At 53.4% G+C, this 15,423-nt stretch carries 16 protein-coding genes and 1 pseudogene; 9 read left to right on the forward strand and 8 right to left on the reverse strand.

All coding sequences use genetic code 11. The features are described from left to right. Nucleotides 1–58: 58 nt before the first annotated feature. Nucleotides 59–1,276: an MFS transporter gene (locus SK35_RS01420; protein WP_048215376.1), complete on the forward strand. Its 1,218-nt coding sequence runs from the start codon at nt 59–61 to the stop codon at nt 1,274–1,276. Nucleotides 1,277–1,279: 3 nt separating this feature from the next. Here SK35_RS01420 and SK35_RS01425 read toward each other — a convergent pair whose 3' ends face one another. Continuing rightward, nucleotides 1,280–1,837, reverse strand: a complete 558-nt coding sequence (locus SK35_RS01425; protein WP_003827547.1) for a DcrB family lipoprotein — start codon at nt 1,835–1,837, stop codon at nt 1,280–1,282. Nucleotides 1,838–1,909: 72 nt separating this feature from the next. Beyond that, nucleotides 1,910–2,575 carry a 7-cyano-7-deazaguanine/7-aminomethyl-7-deazaguanine transporter gene (locus tag SK35_RS01430; RefSeq protein ID WP_048215377.1) on the reverse strand — a complete coding sequence of 222 codons (666 nt, stop codon included), beginning with the start codon at nt 2,573–2,575 and terminating at the stop codon, nt 1,910–1,912. A 168-nt stretch (nt 2,576–2,743) separates the two neighbouring features. Between SK35_RS01430 and tusA the strand changes: the two genes are divergently transcribed. Beyond that, nucleotides 2,744–2,989, forward strand: coding sequence for a sulfurtransferase TusA (gene tusA, locus SK35_RS01435; RefSeq protein ID WP_003827551.1), 246 nt, complete (start codon nt 2,744–2,746; stop codon nt 2,987–2,989). A gap of 43 nt (nt 2,990–3,032) precedes the next feature. Here the strand turns inward: tusA and zntA are convergent, their stop codons facing one another. Then, entirely contained in the window at nt 3,033–5,231 is a 2,199-nt protein-coding gene (gene zntA, locus SK35_RS01440) for a Zn(II)/Cd(II)/Pb(II) translocating P-type ATPase ZntA (protein ID WP_048215378.1), read from the reverse strand. Between the two features lie 74 nt (nt 5,232–5,305). Continuing rightward, a complete protein-coding gene (locus SK35_RS01445; RefSeq protein ID WP_003827558.1) occupies nt 5,306–5,932 on the reverse strand; it encodes a lysoplasmalogenase in 627 nt (208 codons plus the stop codon). Between the two features lie 141 nt (nt 5,933–6,073). Here SK35_RS01445 and SK35_RS01450 point away from each other — a divergent pair, with 141 nt between their 5' ends. After that, a complete protein-coding gene (locus tag SK35_RS01450; RefSeq protein ID WP_048215379.1) occupies nt 6,074–6,433 on the forward strand; it encodes a DUF2500 domain-containing protein in 360 nt (119 codons plus the stop codon). 99 nt (nt 6,434–6,532) lie between these two features. Here the strand turns inward: SK35_RS01450 and SK35_RS01455 are convergent, their stop codons facing one another. Next, entirely contained in the window at nt 6,533–6,808 is a 276-nt protein-coding gene (locus SK35_RS01455) for a DUF1145 family protein (RefSeq protein WP_003023415.1), read from the reverse strand. Further along, a complete protein-coding gene (rsmD, locus tag SK35_RS01460) occupies nt 6,798–7,394 on the reverse strand; it encodes a 16S rRNA (guanine(966)-N(2))-methyltransferase (RefSeq protein ID WP_032945257.1) in 597 nt (198 codons plus the stop codon). Before rsmD ends, SK35_RS01455 begins: the two co-directional genes overlap by 11 nt. A gap of 151 nt (nt 7,395–7,545) precedes the next feature. Here rsmD and ftsY point away from each other — a divergent pair, with 151 nt between their 5' ends. The 5 genes from ftsY to livJ all read left to right on the forward strand — a co-directional run bounded on the left by ftsY (nt 7,546) and on the right by livJ (nt 13,278). Continuing rightward, on the forward strand, nt 7,546–9,057 hold the full coding sequence (ftsY, locus tag SK35_RS01465; protein WP_048215380.1) for a signal recognition particle-docking protein FtsY: 1,512 nt from the start codon (nt 7,546–7,548) through the stop codon (nt 9,055–9,057). Nucleotides 9,058–9,059: 2 nt separating this feature from the next. Further along, nucleotides 9,060–9,728, forward strand: a complete 669-nt coding sequence (gene ftsE / locus SK35_RS01470) for a cell division ATP-binding protein FtsE (RefSeq protein ID WP_003023420.1) — start codon at nt 9,060–9,062, stop codon at nt 9,726–9,728. After that, nucleotides 9,721–10,779 carry a permease-like cell division protein FtsX gene (gene ftsX, locus SK35_RS01475; protein WP_020996073.1) on the forward strand — a complete coding sequence of 353 codons (1,059 nt, stop codon included), beginning with the start codon at nt 9,721–9,723 and terminating at the stop codon, nt 10,777–10,779. The genes ftsE and ftsX overlap by 8 nt, the downstream gene beginning before the upstream one ends. Before the next feature lie 270 nt (nt 10,780–11,049). Further along, the gene (gene rpoH / locus SK35_RS01480; RefSeq protein ID WP_003023425.1) at nt 11,050–11,904 is read left to right on the forward strand and encodes an RNA polymerase sigma factor RpoH; all 855 of its coding nucleotides are present in this window, start codon (nt 11,050–11,052) and stop codon (nt 11,902–11,904) included. A gap of 270 nt (nt 11,905–12,174) precedes the next feature. Next, nucleotides 12,175–13,278: a branched chain amino acid ABC transporter substrate-binding protein LivJ gene (gene livJ / locus SK35_RS01485; protein ID WP_139153507.1), complete on the forward strand. Its 1,104-nt coding sequence runs from the start codon at nt 12,175–12,177 to the stop codon at nt 13,276–13,278. 83 nt (nt 13,279–13,361) lie between these two features. On the opposite strand, the pseudogene SK35_RS27100 reads toward livJ, so the two are convergent. Both SK35_RS27100 and panM read right to left on the reverse strand, forming a co-directional pair. After that, a pseudogene (locus tag SK35_RS27100) lies at nt 13,362–13,489 on the reverse strand (hypothetical protein). Then, a complete protein-coding gene (gene panM, locus SK35_RS01490; protein ID WP_003827573.1) occupies nt 13,474–13,857 on the reverse strand; it encodes an aspartate 1-decarboxylase autocleavage activator PanM in 384 nt (127 codons plus the stop codon). Before panM ends, SK35_RS27100 begins: the two are co-directional and overlap by 16 nt. Nucleotides 13,858–14,280: 423 nt before the next feature. On the opposite strand from panM, the gene livK reads away from it, so the two are divergent. Then, the gene (livK, locus tag SK35_RS01495; RefSeq protein WP_003023433.1) at nt 14,281–15,390 is read left to right on the forward strand and encodes a high-affinity branched-chain amino acid ABC transporter substrate-binding protein LivK; all 1,110 of its coding nucleotides are present in this window, start codon (nt 14,281–14,283) and stop codon (nt 15,388–15,390) included. Nucleotides 15,391–15,423 lie beyond the last annotated feature (33 nt).

Below are 15,423 nucleotides of genomic sequence, written 5' to 3' on the forward strand. Positions count from 1 at the left end.
TTTATGGTCTGCAACATGGTAGAAATGAAACACTGTTGTGAAAATGTGGTGACCTTCCATGCCCGAACCCGTCGCTGAACCGACGCTAAGCGGTTTGCGCCTTAATCTGCGCATTGTCTCGGTGGTGATGTTTAACTTCGCCAGCTATCTGACCATCGGCCTGCCGCTCGCGGTATTGCCAGGCTATGTCCATGATGTGATGGGATTTAGCGCCTTCTGGGCAGGACTGGTCATCAGTCTGCAATATTTCGCCACGCTGCTGAGCCGCCCTCATGCCGGTCGCTATGCCGATCTGCTGGGGCCGAAAAAAATCGTGGTATTCGGACTGTGCGGCTGCTTTTTAAGTGGTTTGGGCTATCTGCTGGCGGGATCAACCCAAGGTTGGCCGCTGGTAAGTTTGTTACTGTTATGCATCGGGCGGGTGATTCTGGGCATCGGGCAAAGCTTTGCCGGGACCGGCTCTACGCTATGGGGCGTGGGAGTTGTTGGCTCGATGCATATCGGACGGGTGATTTCGTGGAACGGCATCGTGACCTATGGCGCGATGGCGATAGGCGCTCCGCTGGGCGTTCTGTGTTATGCCTGGGGTGGCTTACAGGGGCTGGCGCTGACCGTGATGGGCGTGGCGCTGTTGGCAATACTGCTGGCGCTCCCCCGCCCGGCGGTGAAGGCCAGCAAAGGCAAACCGTTGCCGTTTCGCGCGGTACTTGGACGCGTCTGGTTGTACGGCATGGCGCTGGCATTGGCCTCCGCCGGATTTGGCGTGATCGCCACCTTTATCACGCTGTTTTATGATGCTAAAGGTTGGGACGGTGCAGCTTTTGCGCTGACGCTTTTTAGCTGTACGTTTGTGGGCACTCGCTTGTTATTCCCAAATGGTATCAACCGGTTAGGTGGGCTCAATGTCGCGATGATCTGTTTTAGCGTCGAGATTGTTGGGTTACTGCTGGTGGGCATGGCCTCCATGCCGTGGATGGCGAAAATCGGCGTTCTGCTGGCAGGTGCCGGGTTCTCGTTGGTCTTCCCGGCGCTGGGCGTGGTGGCGGTAAAAGCCGTCCCGCAGCAAAATCAGGGCGCCGCGCTGGCGACCTATACGGTGTTTATGGATTTATCGCTGGGCGTTACCGGGCCGCTGGCCGGGCTGGTAATGACGTGGGCGGGTGTACCGGTTATCTATCTGGCGGCAGCCGGGCTGGTGGCGGTGGCGTTACTGCTGACCTGGCGGCTAAAAAAACGGCCTCAGGCGGTGTCACCGGAGGCCGAGTCATCGTCTTAACCGTTACTGGATAACCAGCGTGTTAATGATGTTTTCTGCGGTCGTTTGCGCTTTTTGCTGATCGTCAGCAGGCAGCGTGATTTGCAGCGTCAGCAGTTGGTTGTCCACTTTACCCAGCACCACGGAAGAGTAAGCGGTCTGGCCTTTGGCCGAGATGATGCTGTCTAACTGTTGCAGCGTGTGGCCTTTCAGCTCAATAGATTTATTGGTGACGACCTGCAACTGCGGGTCGCGGCTACGCTGCTGATCTTCCAGGCGTTTTGCCAGCACCGCCAGATCTTCGTTGGTATTGTCGCCGACAATTACAATCACCGCTTTCTGGCCGGTTGCGTCAGAATACACGTGCATATTGTTCGCCTGGGTACCCAGCTTGCCGCTCTGATCGGTCATATCCGCTGGCAGGGAAAAACTGAGTTTGCCGTCCAGCAGGCTGACCGGTTGTCCGGTGGCGTTACTTTCTGCGGCGGCACCCTCTGCCGGCGCTTTCGTATCGCTATTATCACAGGCCGCAAGCCCCATAACCAGCAGGCCAATACCGACATATTTAACCAGATTGCGCATTGACTTCTTCCTTTCGATAAACGGCCATAACGGCTCATTCGACCATCTTATCACAACTCGGAAAATGAACCTTTAACTCGTCTGCAATGCAGATAATTCAGATTTATCTGCCAGCCTTTTCAGTAACATATTCAGCAGTACGCCGTACATCGGCAGGAAGAAAATAATGCTGATCAGTACCTTGAAGCAGTAGTCGACCAGCGCGATTTCCATCCAGTGCTCGGCCATAAAGGCATCCGGGCTACGCCAGAAAGCGATAAAGAAAAAGGCCAACGTATCGCTGATGTTGCCAAACAGCATGGAAGCCGTCGGCGCTAGCCACCAGCGGCGGTTCTGACGCAGGCGGTTAAAGACATGCACATCCAGAATTTGTCCCAGCGCGTAAGCCATAAAGCTGGCTGCAGCGATACGGGCGACAAACAGGTTAAAGTGCAGCAGCGCGCTGAACCCCTGCCACGACCCCATATAGAACAGTGATGACACAACATAGGAGATCAGCAGCGCGGGGATCATCACCGCAAAGATGATACGTCGTGCCAACGGCGCGCCAAAAATACGCACGGTCAGGTCGGTCGCGAGGAAAATAAACGGAAAGCTAAAAGCGCCCCATGTGGTATGGAAACCAAAAATGGAGATCGGTAGCTGCACCAGATAGTTGCTGGAGGTGATCACCAGCAGATGAAATAGCGATAGCCAAAACAACGCTTTTACGCGCTGAGATTGTGTAAACGGAGTCATATTGTGACCTTTTTGTTGGATGGGGTGAGGGAACCCAATAAAAAACCGTCGCATGATACTGCTTTAAGAGCACATTGCAATGGTTGTTTTTCACGCAATCGTTAACCTGATTGGCTTACGCCACAACAGAGCGTAAAATAACGCCGTTTTTGCATGAATGAGACTACGATGAGCGATCTGTTTACCTCTCCCGACCATACGCTTGATGCCCAGGGACTACGCTGCCCGGAACCTGTAATGATGGTGCGTAAAACTGTGCGCGGTATGCAGGCGGGTGAAACGTTGCTGATTGTCGCCGACGATCCGGCGACAACCCGCGATATTCCCGGCTTCTGTACCTTTATGGAGCATGAACTGGTGGCCAAAGAGACCGACTCTCTGCCGTACCGCTATTTAGTGCGCAAAGGGCAGTAATCTTGTTATGCCGGATGGCGCTAACGCTTATCCGGCCTACAGGTTACCCTTTACGCAACAACCGCAGCGCGTTAGCGGTCACCAGTACCGTTGCCCCCGTATCCGCCAGCACCGCCAGCCACAATCCGGTTATCCCGAGCAGCGTGGTGACGAGGAAAATCCCCTTCAGGCCCAGCGCAATCGCAATGTTCTGGCGAATATTGGCGTGGGTAGCCCGCGCCAGCTGAATCATTTGCACCAGACCACGCAGACGGTTGTGGGTCAGAGCGGCATCGGCGGTCTCCAGCGCGACGTCGGTCCCGCTTCCCATCGCAATACCAATTGTGGCCGCTTTCATTGCCGGAGCGTCGTTGATGCCGTCGCCGACCATCGCCAGCGGCGACTGTTGGTTAAGATGGGTAACGGCCTGCACCTTATCTTCTGGCAAGAGTCCTGCTTTGAATTCGAGGCCCAGTTCACCGGCAATGGCGGCGGCCGCACGCGGGTTATCACCGGTCAGGATCACCCCTTTCACACCAATCTGATTAAGCTCGCTGATGGCGCTGCGAGCGTCATCGCGCAGCGTGTCCTGTAAGGCCAGTACGCCGAGAACGGTATCGTTACGCAGCACCAACACCACCGTTTGGCCCGCGCTTTCCAGCTCGCTAATCTGCCCGGCAAAGGCATCGGCAGGCTGCTTACCGGCGGCGCAAATCAGTACGCGTTCGCCGTTGACCAGCGCTTCAATTCCAGAGCCAACCAGCGCCCGTTGCTCTTTTGCGACAGGAATAGACAGCTCGCGCGTTTGTGCTTCCCGAACAATTGCTTGTGCCAGCGGGTGCGTCGCGCCTTGCTCTACCGCTGCCGCTAGTGCCAGCAGTTCAGCCTCACCAATACCGCTTGCCGGATGAATCGCCGTGACGCGTGGTTTACCGACGGTCAGGGTGCCGGTTTTATCAAACGCCACCTGAGTGACTCTACCCAACTGTTCCAGCGCGGCTCCGCCTTTGATTAATGCCCCACGACGCGCCGCAGCGGCCAGACCAGAGGTAATGGCTGCGGGCGTTGAAATCACCAATGCACAAGGGCAGCCAATCAGCAGTAGCGTCAGCCCTTTATAAATCCACTCCTGCCAGGATGCGGCAAACAGCAGTGGCGGTACGAGGGTGACCAGCAGCGCAACCGCCATAATGGCTGGAGTGTAAATCCGGCTGAAACGGTCAATAAAGCGCTCAATGGGAGCGCGGCGTTCTTCCGCTTCTTCAATCAGCTTCAGAATACGGTCAATCGCGCTGGCACCCGGCTCGGAGAGCACTTCCAGCGTAACCAGACGATCCACGCTGGTGGCACCCGCCGGGACTTTCTCGCCGGTGGCGAGTTCAACTGGGATCGATTCGCCGGTCAGGGCGCTCTCATCAAAGCTGGCAAAGCCGGAGACCAGTTTGCCGTCGGCAGGTAAACGCCCACCCGCGGCAACCTCAATAACATCGCCAGGCCGGAGGGTATTGATAGCCACTTCTTCGCGCTCGCCGTTATGCAGGCGTGTGGCGGTTTCCGGTTTGAGCGCCATCAGTGCGCTGACCCCTTTACGGGCGCGGCTGGCGGCCCAACCTTCCAGACGCTCGCCAATTAAAAACAGCAGCAGCACCATGGCGGCTTCCGCCGTCGCGCCGATAAACAGTGCGCCAATGGCGGCGACGCTCATCAACGTTTCAATGGCAAAGTAGCTGCCGGTTTTCATCAGACGCAGGGCCTGACGGGCAATGGGATACAGGCCGACCAGCGTGGTGGCGATAAACGCTATCTGACCGAAGGGATGATTGAACTGCTCCAGCACCCAGCTAATCGCCATCATGATAATCAGCGAAATCAGCGGCAGGTTTTCTTTAAAACGTGACTCGGGAGCGGCGTCCGTCGCGTGCTCATCGCGCAGGGTATAGCCTGCTTTTTGCACCGCGTTTTCAACTTGCTGGCGGATATCGGAACCGGCATCGACCACCAGTTTTTCAGTGGCGAACAGAACCTGGACTTGGTTGACGCCGCTGACCTGGCGGACCGCATTCTCTACTTTGCGGGCGCAAGCTGCGCAGTCCATGCCTGCCACTTTCCAGGAATAGCGGGTACCTATTACGGTATCGGATACGGTTGGTGTAGTGGAGCAGCTTCCTTCGCAGCAGCAGTCATCCGCCTTTTGTGGTGCAGGCGCTGGCTTGAAAGAAGAGAATTGTGGGACTTTTTTGCCACGGGTATCGGGTGTCGACATGGCATCCTCCGGTTGATAATCATTTCGTATTAACCGGAGGATACACTCTGGAGTCGACTCCAGAGTCAAGCGTTTTAAAGATACAACGAACGAACAATCAGGAAATGTCCGGCGAAGTAGCAGGCGGCGGCAATGGCGTTATCGGCGCGGAAGCGGCGACGGTAATGGCTACCCAGCCAGACAATGTTGCCGATGAACAGGAGGGATGCGCCCATAAATGCCGACAGCGCCGGGGCGGTCGGGCGGAAGAACCACAGCTCACCGGCCATCCAGACCATCATCAGCGTGATGCCGATAAAGGTGCAGATAGCGACACGCAGCTCTTCCAGACGCGTCCAGATCACGGCGATCAGCAACGCCCCCAGCACTACCAGCACCAACGGCAAAGGCCAGAAGAATGACAGCGTCATTTGGCTGGCGAAGTAGATGGTGTACAGCAGATGCGACAGGAAGAATGCCCCCACGGCGTACAGCAGGCGTTGGCGCGGTAACAGCGTCAGCGCATCGCCCAGCAGCGAGGCAAGCAGGCCAGCCAGCACCAGATAGCTGATAGCGTTAAACATTGGCGCCTGCCAGGCCAGCAGCGCCAGCAGGAGTAACGTCAGGGGCTTAAAGACCCAGCGTTGCCAGGCAGGTCCACGATAGGAAGCATCCACGAACAACCATGCGGAAAGACAGACAGCGATAAACGACCAAAGCATCTTAGTTCCTTGAATTCGTTATTTTTTCGTAAGCGGGGTGCTCACGGCTCTACTGTCCAGTGTAGAGGTCGACACAGCCAGATGACAACACCATAACAGGCGATGTATGCTTATTTCCGCATTTTCTGATGGGTTAATAATATGAGCAAACCACCACTTTTTTTCATTGTTATCATTGTCTTAATCGTTATCGCTGCGTCGTTTCGCTTTGTTCAGCAGCGGCGAGAAAAAGCCGATAATGATGCGGCGCCGCTGGTGCAAAAGCAGGTGGTGGTAAGTAACAAACGGGAAAAACCGCTAAACGATCGGCGGTCCCATCAGCAGGAAGTGAGCCCGGCAGGAACCAGCATGCGCTATGAAGCCAGCTTTAAGCCACAAAACGGGGGGATGGAGCAGACGTTTCGTCTGGATGCGCAGCAGTACCACGCATTAACGGTCGGGGATAAAGGCACGCTGAGTTACAAAGGTTCGCGATTTGTTGATTTTACGCTTGAACGCTAAGGTGTCATCTGACTGATGCCGGATGGCGGCTTACGCCTTATCCGGCCTACAGATTTTTCGCCCCGGCCCGCAACGTGCCGCCGGGCGAAAAGATCACAGCTACTTCTTCAACTGATCTTTAATCTTCTTCTGCCACACCAGTAGCTCAAAGACGCCGAACAGAAAAATACGGATTTTCTCTCCGTTGGTCATCTGCGGGCCATCTTTAGGCATGGTGCTTTTTAGCAGCGCCAGCTGCATGCCATGCATCAGCACCATAAATATCAGTGCGACGTTAACGAAGATGTTAAGCGGGCGTGGAAAGGGTTGGAAAATATTCAGTAGTAAAAATGCCCAGACGCACAGCATCAGCAGGCGTCCCAGGTTAATCAGCATCGTGCTCTCCTTGTGCTTCACGTTGGTACAGGCGATAGGCGACCTGTCCGGCGACTTTCTCACGGTATAGCGACCAGTTCACCGGAACCGGCGGTAAGCCGTTTTCTACTTCGCTTTCAACGTAAATATACGCTTCATTTGCCAGCCAGCCATGAGTTTCCAGAAGCGTTAATGTTTCTTCCAGTAATCCTTTGCGAAACGGCGGGTCAACAAATACCACGTTATGCGGCGTACCTGCCTGAGCCAAAAATGTCAGCGTATTGGTGTTGACGACGCGGGCGTGAGAGGCTTTCAGCGTGGCGAGATTCTTTTGTAGCTGCTGAGATACCGCGCGATCCATCTCCAGAAGCGTCGCATTTGCCGCATAGCGAGAGAGGGCTTCCAGCCCCAGCGCGCCGCTGCCGGCGAAGCAGTCCAGACAGTGAGCATCGACCATTACCGGGGCCAGCCAGTTAAACAACGTTTCGCGCACACGGTCGGTGGTCGGACGCAGGCCGGGACTGTCCGGAACCGGGAGTTTACGGCCACGCCATTGCCCGCCAATAATGCGGATCTGGCCGCTACCAGAGTGATTCGGTTTTTTCATTTCTATTATTGCTCAATCCGCCTATAGCATGTCATTCCAGGCGGTGATGTGAGTTAAGTTAAGTGATAGACTATTTCATCATTTTTTTAGCTGCTATGTACATAGCGTTGACGCTGTGCCATGAAGCAACAGCGGGGGAGTGTAGTCGCAAATGGCGAAAGAGAAAAAACGTGGCTTTTTTTCCTGGCTGGGCTTTGGTCAAAAAGAGCAGGCACCGGAAAACGAGACAGAAGTAAAAAACGAAGAACAACAACCGGTTGCTGAAGAAACTACCGTCGTTGACGAACAACCGCACGTCGAGGAAACCCGTAGCGAGGCTGAAACGCAAGCCTTTGCAGCTGAAGTCGTTGAAGTAACTGAACAGGTTGCGGAAATCGAAAAACTGCAGCCGGAAGTCGAACCTGTCGCCGAACAAGTGCAGCCGGAGATTGAGCCGGTTGCTGAACCCGTTGCTGAAACTGTAGTGGAAACGCCAGCAGCGGTGGTTATCGAACGCGAAGAATTGCCGCTGCCGGAAGAGGTGAAAACTGAAGAAGTTTCTGCCGAAGAGTGGCAGGCCGAAGCGGAAACCGTGGAAATCGTTGAGGCGGCTGAAGAAGAAGCTGAAAACGAACCGCAGCTGACCGACGAAGATCTGGAAGCACAGGCGCTGGCCGCTGAGGCTGCTGAAGAAGCGGTTATGGTGGTGCCGGTAGAAGAACCGGTAGAAGAAGAGGCGGTCCAGGAGCAGGAAAAACCAACCAAAGAAGGTTTCTTTGCGCGCCTGAAACGCAGCCTGCTGAAAACAAAAGAAAACCTCGGTTCCGGATTTATCAGTCTGTTCCGTGGTAAAAAGATCGACGATGATCTGTTTGAAGAGCTGGAAGAGCAACTGCTGATCGCTGATGTGGGTGTAGAAACGACCCGCAAAATCATTGCGAATCTGACGGAAGGCGCCAGCCGCAAGCAGCTTAAAGATGCGGAAGCGCTGTACGGTCTGTTGAAAGAAGAGATGGGCGAGATTCTGGCGAAGGTTGACGAACCGCTGAATGTTGATGGCAAAACACCATTTGTTATCTTAATGGTTGGCGTCAACGGCGTGGGCAAAACCACCACTATTGGTAAGCTGGCGCGTCAGTTTGAGCAGCAGGGTAAATCGGTAATGCTGGCGGCAGGTGATACTTTCCGTGCGGCGGCGGTAGAACAGCTGCAGGTTTGGGGTCAGCGTAACAACATCCCGGTGATTGCTCAGCATACTGGCGCGGATTCCGCGTCCGTTATCTTTGATGCCATCCAGGCGGCGAAGGCGCGTAATGTGGATGTGCTGATCGCTGATACCGCAGGGCGTTTGCAGAATAAATCGCACCTGATGGAAGAATTGAAAAAAATCGTTCGCGTCATGAAGAAGCTGGACGAAGATGCGCCGCATGAAGTTATGCTGACTATCGACGCCAGCACCGGGCAGAATGCGATAAGCCAGGCCAAACTGTTCCATGAAGCGGTGGGCTTAACCGGTATCACCCTGACCAAGCTGGACGGTACGGCGAAGGGCGGGGTTATCTTCTCGGTAGCCGATCAGTTTGGCATCCCTATCCGCTATATCGGTGTGGGCGAACGTATCGAGGATTTACGTCCGTTTAAAGCGGACGATTTTATAGAGGCACTTTTTGCCCGAGAGGATTAACAATGATTCGCTTTGAACATGTCAGCAAGGCCTATCTCGGTGGGAGACAAGCGCTGCAGGGAGTGACCTTCCATATGCAGCCTGGCGAGATGGCGTTTCTGACCGGCCACTCCGGCGCGGGGAAAAGTACCCTGCTGAAGCTGATTTGTGGAATTGAACGGCCCAGCGCCGGGAAAATCTACTTTAGCGGGCATGACATCAGCCGTTTGAAAAACCGTGAAGTGCCGTTTCTGCGTCGTCAGATTGGCATGATTTTTCAGGATCACCACCTGTTGATGGACAGAACCGTGTTTGACAATGTGGCAATCCCGCTGATCATCGCGGGTGCCAGCGGGGACGATATTCGTCGTCGCGTGTCAGCGGCGCTGGATAAGGTCGGGCTGTTGGACAAAGCGAAAAACTTCCCGATTCAGCTCTCCGGCGGTGAACAACAACGCGTCGGCATCGCCCGTGCGGTGGTGAACAAACCTGCGGTGCTGCTGGCGGATGAACCGACGGGGAACCTGGATGACGCGCTGTCAGAAGGGATCCTTCGCCTGTTCGAAGAGTTTAACCGCGTCGGGGTCACGGTATTAATGGCCACGCACGATATTGGCCTGATCTCCCGTCGCTCCTATCGCCAAATGGTTCTGAGCGATGGACATCTGCATGGAGGCCTGGCGCATGAATAGACGTGACGCTATTAACCAAATCAAACAGTTCGGTGGCCGACTGGATCGCTTTCGTAAATCGGGCGGTGCGCCGGGTGACGGCGGTCGCAACACGCCAAAGCGTGCGAAAGCCGCGCCAAAGCCGAATTCGCGTAAAACCAATGTCTTTAACGAGCAGGTACGTTATGCGTTTCAGGGCGCGTTACAGGACCTGAAAAGCAAGCCGCTGGCGACGTTTCTGACGGTGATGGTTATTGCCATCTCCCTGACGCTGCCAAGCGTGTGCTACATGGTTTATAAGAACGTAAACCATGCGGCAAGCCAGTATTATCCGTCTCCGCAGATCACCGTTTACCTGCAAAAAACGCTGGATGATGATGCGGCGGCGCGGGTGGTTGGTCAGTTGCAGGCCGAGCAGGGCGTGGAGAAAGTGAATTATCTTTCTCGTGACGACGCGCTGGGTGAATTCCGCAACTGGTCTGGCTTTGGCGGCGCGCTGGATATGCTGGAAGAGAACCCGCTTCCGGCCGTGGCGGTTGTTATCCCGAAACTGGACTTTCAGGGTACGGAGTCGCTGAACACGCTGCGTGACCGCATCGCACAAATCAACGGTATTGATGAAGTGCGAATGGATGACAGCTGGTTCGCTCGCCTGGCGGCGCTGACGGGCCTTGTCGGACGCGTTTCCGCGATGATTGGCGTGCTGATGGTGGCGGCGGTCTTCCTCGTCATCGGTAACAGCGTGCGGCTGAGTATTTTTGCGCGTCGCGATACCATTAACGTGCAAAAACTGATTGGCGCGACGGATGGATTTATCTTGCGTCCGTTCCTCTACGGCGGTGCACTGCTCGGTTTTTCCGGTGCATTTCTTTCACTGATTTTGTCAGAAATTTTGGTGATGCGTCTGTCGTCAGCGGTGACTGAGGTGGCACAGGTATTTGGAACCAAGTTTGATATCAATGGCTTATCATTCGATGAGTGCCTGTTATTGCTGCTGGTGTGCTCAATGATTGGCTGGGTGGCAGCCTGGCTTGCCACGGTTCAACATTTACGCCACTTTACCCCCGATTAAAAAATCTCTGGTATAATCTTTCCCTGCACTGAGTAGTTCGCTCTGCAGGGAAAGAGTCCCTGTGATCTCTTCCCGGCGTATTCATTGTGATGTCACATTTTGTGCGTAATCTATACACATTACGACATGGAACTTGTGGATAAAATCACTGTCTGATAAAAGATTGAATGATATTCTCGTTGCTCATAAGCTCTGGCATGGTTGTTGCTACTGGTTTTTGTTAATTAGTTTTTAGCCAATGCGCCAGATGAAAAGATTGAGAGGATTTGAATGACCAAAGAAATGCAAAATTTAGCTTTAGCCCCTGTTGGTAACCTGGAATCTTACATCCGGGCTGCGAACGCGTGGCCGATGTTGTCGGCTGACGAGGAGCGGGCACTGGCTGAAAAGCTGCATTACCAGGGCGATCTGGAAGCAGCTAAAACGCTGATCCTGTCTCACCTGCGCTTTGTTGTTCATGTTGCTCGTAATTATGCGGGTTATGGCCTGCCGCAGGCGGATCTGATTCAGGAAGGTAATATCGGCCTGATGAAAGCCGTGCGCCGTTTCAACCCGGAAGTGGGTGTGCGCCTGGTTTCCTTCGCCGTGCATTGGATCAAAGCTGAGATCCACGAATACGTTCTGCGTAACTGGCGTATCGTTAAAGTTGCGACCACCAAAGCACAGCGTAAGCTGTTCTTTAACCTGCGTAAAACCAAGCAGCGTTTGGGCTGGTTTAACCAGGACGAAGTTGAAATGGTTGCTCGCGAGCTGGGTGTTTCCAGCAAAGACGTGCGCGAAATGGAATCCCGTATGGCGGCGCAGGACATGACGTTTGACATGTCTTCAGACGACGAGTCTGACAGCCAGCCGATGGCCCCGGTGCTGTATCTGCAGGATAAATCTTCTAACTTTGCCGACGGCATTGAAGAAGATAACTGGGAAGATCAGGCCGCGAACAAACTGACTCACGCAATGGAAGGTCTGGACGAGCGTAGCCAGGACATCATTCGTGCCCGTTGGCTGGACGAAGACAACAAGTCGACGTTGCAGGAACTGGCCGATCGCTACGGCGTTTCCGCTGAACGTGTTCGTCAGCTTGAAAAGAACGCCATGAAAAAACTGCGCGCGGCGATCGAAGCGTAATCTTCCAGCCGAACTGGAAATGCTGATAAACCCTGGATGAAAATCCGGGGTTTTTTGTTTTTATCTCTTCCCCTCTCTCCTGACGTTTAAGCTTTTTGTCATCAAGTTGTTATCTGCATGTCAAATTTAGCTATTCCAAAATAATAAAAATCGGGTATGTTTTAGCAGAGTATGCTGCTAAAGCACGGGTGGCTATCCAATAATCGAAATAAAGTGCTGAGCAACAACATCACAACACACGTAATAACCACAATAATGGGGATTGTCAGGATGAATATGAAGGGTAAAGCGTTATTGGCAGGATGTATCGCCCTGTCTTTGAGCAATATGGCGTTTGCTAAGGATATTAAAGTTGCCGTCGTCGGCGCGATGTCCGGTCCGGTAGCGCAGTATGGCGATCAGGAATTTACTGGCGCAGAGCAGGCGATTGCAGATATCAACGCCAAAGGCGGCGTGAAAGGCGACAAACTGGTCATGGTGAAATATGACGATGCCTGTGACCCGAAACAAGCGGTAGCGGTAGCTAACAAAGTGGTCAACGACGGGATTAAATATGTTATCGGCCACCTGTGCTCGTCTTCCACTCAGCCTGCATCAGATATCTATGAAGACGAAGGCATTCTGATGATCACCCCAGCGGCAACGGCGCCGGAGCTGACCGCGCGCGGTTATAACCTGGTGATGCGTACCACCGGTCTGGATTCCGATCAGGGACCAACCGCTGCCAAATATATCGTTGAAAAAGTGAAGCCGAAGCGCATTGCGATCGTTCACGACAAACAACAGTACGGTGAAGGCCTGGCGCGTTCCGTGCAGGACAACCTCAAGAAAGCCAACGCTGACGTGGTGTTCTTCGACGGGATCACCGCCGGTGAAAAAGACTTCTCGACGCTGGTAGCGCGCCTGAAGAAAGAGAATATCGATTTCGTTTACTACGGTGGTTACCACCCGGAAATGGGGCAGATTCTGCGCCAGGCACGCGCTGCGGGTCTGAAAACCCAGTTTATGGGACCAGAAGGGGTTGCGAACGTGTCGCTGTCTAACATCGCGGGTGAGTCTGCAGAAGGCTTACTGGTAACGAAACCGAAGAACTACGATCAGGTTCCGGCGAACAAACCGATAGTGGACGCGATCAAAGCCAAGAAACAGGATCCGAGCGGTGCATTCGTATGGACCACTTACGCCGCGCTGCAATCCTTGCAGGCCGGTCTGAACCAGTCTGACGACCCGGCTGAAATTGCCAAATACCTGAAAGCAAACTCAGTGGAAACCGTAATGGGGCCGCTGTCATGGGATGCGAAGGGCGATCTGAAAGGCTTCGAATTCGGCGTGTTTGACTGGCATGCAAACGGGACGGCGACCGACGCCAAATAATTTTCCAGGCGCCTTTCGCGCTGCAGATGCGTTGGCTACGTTATTCAACCCCGGTCACTTACTTATGTAAGCTCCCGGGGACTTCATAACTTGCCGCCTTCCTGCAACGTGAAATTCTTGGAAAATTGCGAGGTGGTTTTTTATTTTTTGCTCCCAGCATGTAGGCCGGATAAGCGTCAGCGCCATCCGGCTTTTTTATCTTTTTTCCCAGCCATTCTCCTGGGCTGTAAACCCTAACGCCTGCATAAACGCGGCCATCACGCTGCGGTCTTCAACGCCGACGTCGGCCATCCACCATGAACTCACGTCAGGGTTTTCCCGGATGACTTCTTCGATCAAATACTGCCCGACGCCGCGACGGCGGGTGATATCGCGTACGCGCAATGAATCTAATGCACCTTGCGTGCCGCTCAGGGTTACGCGAACTGCGCCTAACAGACGCTCGTTAAAGCGTGCGGCGTAGATCCGGTGCGTTTCATCTACGCTTAATGATGAGGCGGAATATTCCGGCCAGATTTTGCCCAGATCAATCTGGTCCTGGTCGCTAAAGTTATCTAAACGAACGATGGTCAGCTTCATTAACAGCATGTCCAAATCACAAAAGATGGAATGAGTGTACCGAAATAATTCGCCCGGATGCTTTCTCTTTTTTATGTGAATAACCAGATTAATAATTTTGTAACAACGGTAATGACAGTTTGAAACCGTAGAGATTGAAAAACAGGCAGAATAATACCCTGGAATGCAGCATTTTATTCGGCTCTTTGTACCGTTATTTTATGCTGACAAACGTGCTTTTTTTTGTTTATCTATAGTGAAAAGCAGAATATTATCTTTTCTTAATCGACTGAAAAATAGAGATTTTAGCCTTATTTTGCTTAAAAAACTGCGCTAAACCATTAATGAGACTGGTAAAAATAGTGTAGTTCAAAAAAAGCACAGACTGCTTTTTAACCACATAAATACAAAATATTAATTACGTCACGAATGGGGATTCAGGTAATGAAACGGAATGCGAAAACAATCATCGCAGGGGTGATAGCACTGGCAATGTCACACGCGGTCATGGCGGAAGATATCAAGGTCGCTGTTGTCGGCGCGATGTCAGGTCCGGTCGCGCAGTGGGGCGATATGGAATTTAATGGCGCACGTCAGGCCATTAAAGATATCAATGCCAAAGGCGGGGTCAAAGGCGACAAACTGGTCGCTGTGGAATATGACGACGCCTGCGATCCGAAACAGGCCGTTGCGGTAGCGAACAAAATCGTCAATGACGGTATTCAGTACGTTATTGGACATCTGTGCTCATCTTCAACGCAGCCCGCATCAGATATCTATGAAGATGAAGGCATTCTGATGATTTCTCCGGGTGCCACAAACCCGGAACTGACCCAGCGCGGTTACGCTCACATTATGCGTACAGCGGGTCTGGACTCCTCTCAGGGGCCGACCGCCGCGAAATACATTCTGGAGAAGGTGAAGCCACAGCGTATCGCCATCATTCACGATAAACAGCAATACGGTGAAGGTCTGGCGCGTTCGGTGCAAGACAGCCTGAAAGCGGGCAAAGCCAACATCGTTTTCTTTGACGGTATCACCGCCGGGGAAAAAGATTTTTCTGCGCTGATCGCTCGCCTGAAAAAAGAAAATATCGACTTTGTTTATTACGGTGGCTACTACCCGGAAATGGGGCAAATGCTGCGCCAGGCGCGCTCCGTTGGGCTGAAAACCCAGTTTATGGGCCCGGAGGGCGTGGGCAACGCGTCGCTGTCTAATATTGCCGGTGATGCTGCTGAAGGCATGCTGGTAACCATGCCAAAACGCTATGACCAGGATCCGGCGAATAAGGCTATCGTCGATGCGCTCAAAGCTGACAAGAAAGATCCAACCGGACCATACGTGTGGATCACTTATGCAGCCGTCCAGTCATTGGCGACAGCAATGGATCGCAGCGGTAGCAAAGAGCCGCTGGACCTGGTGAAAGATCTGAAAGCACACGGGGCTGATACCGTGATTGGGCCGCTGAAATGGGACGAAAAAGGCGATTTGAAGGGATTTGAGTTTGGTGTCTTCCAGTGGCATGCAGACGGTTCTTCGACCGTCGCGAAGTAATACCTGAAGACGAGTTATCCCACCGCCCGTGCA

Source organism: Citrobacter sp. MGH105 (assembly GCF_001037485.2).
GTDB lineage: Bacteria > Pseudomonadota > Gammaproteobacteria > Enterobacterales > Enterobacteriaceae > Citrobacter > Citrobacter portucalensis.

Coding starts and splice junctions, on each gene's coding strand:
- livJ (WP_139153507.1), top strand. CDS start 12,175: ATGAATATGAAGGGTAAAGCGTTATTGGCAGGATGTATCGCCCTGTCT.
- zntA (WP_048215378.1), bottom strand. CDS start 5,231: ATGTCGACACCCGATACCCGTGGCAAAAAAGTCCCACAATTCTCTTCT.
- SK35_RS01450 (WP_048215379.1), top strand. CDS start 6,074: ATGAGCAAACCACCACTTTTTTTCATTGTTATCATTGTCTTAATCGTT.
- livK (WP_003023433.1), top strand. CDS start 14,281: ATGAAACGGAATGCGAAAACAATCATCGCAGGGGTGATAGCACTGGCA.
- SK35_RS01430 (WP_048215377.1), bottom strand. CDS start 2,575: ATGACTCCGTTTACACAATCTCAGCGCGTAAAAGCGTTGTTTTGGCTA.
- ftsX (WP_020996073.1), top strand. CDS start 9,721: ATGAATAGACGTGACGCTATTAACCAAATCAAACAGTTCGGTGGCCGA.
- tusA (WP_003827551.1), top strand. CDS start 2,744: ATGAGCGATCTGTTTACCTCTCCCGACCATACGCTTGATGCCCAGGGA.
- SK35_RS01455 (WP_003023415.1), bottom strand. CDS start 6,808: ATGCTGATTAACCTGGGACGCCTGCTGATGCTGTGCGTCTGGGCATTT.
- rsmD (WP_032945257.1), bottom strand. CDS start 7,394: ATGAAAAAACCGAATCACTCTGGTAGCGGCCAGATCCGCATTATTGGC.
- rpoH (WP_003023425.1), top strand. CDS start 11,050: ATGACCAAAGAAATGCAAAATTTAGCTTTAGCCCCTGTTGGTAACCTG.
- SK35_RS01420 (WP_048215376.1), top strand. CDS start 59: ATGCCCGAACCCGTCGCTGAACCGACGCTAAGCGGTTTGCGCCTTAAT.
- ftsY (WP_048215380.1), top strand. CDS start 7,546: ATGGCGAAAGAGAAAAAACGTGGCTTTTTTTCCTGGCTGGGCTTTGGT.
- SK35_RS01425 (WP_003827547.1), bottom strand. CDS start 1,837: ATGCGCAATCTGGTTAAATATGTCGGTATTGGCCTGCTGGTTATGGGG.
- panM (WP_003827573.1), bottom strand. CDS start 13,857: ATGAAGCTGACCATCGTTCGTTTAGATAACTTTAGCGACCAGGACCAG.
- SK35_RS01445 (WP_003827558.1), bottom strand. CDS start 5,932: ATGCTTTGGTCGTTTATCGCTGTCTGTCTTTCCGCATGGTTGTTCGTG.
- ftsE (WP_003023420.1), top strand. CDS start 9,060: ATGATTCGCTTTGAACATGTCAGCAAGGCCTATCTCGGTGGGAGACAA.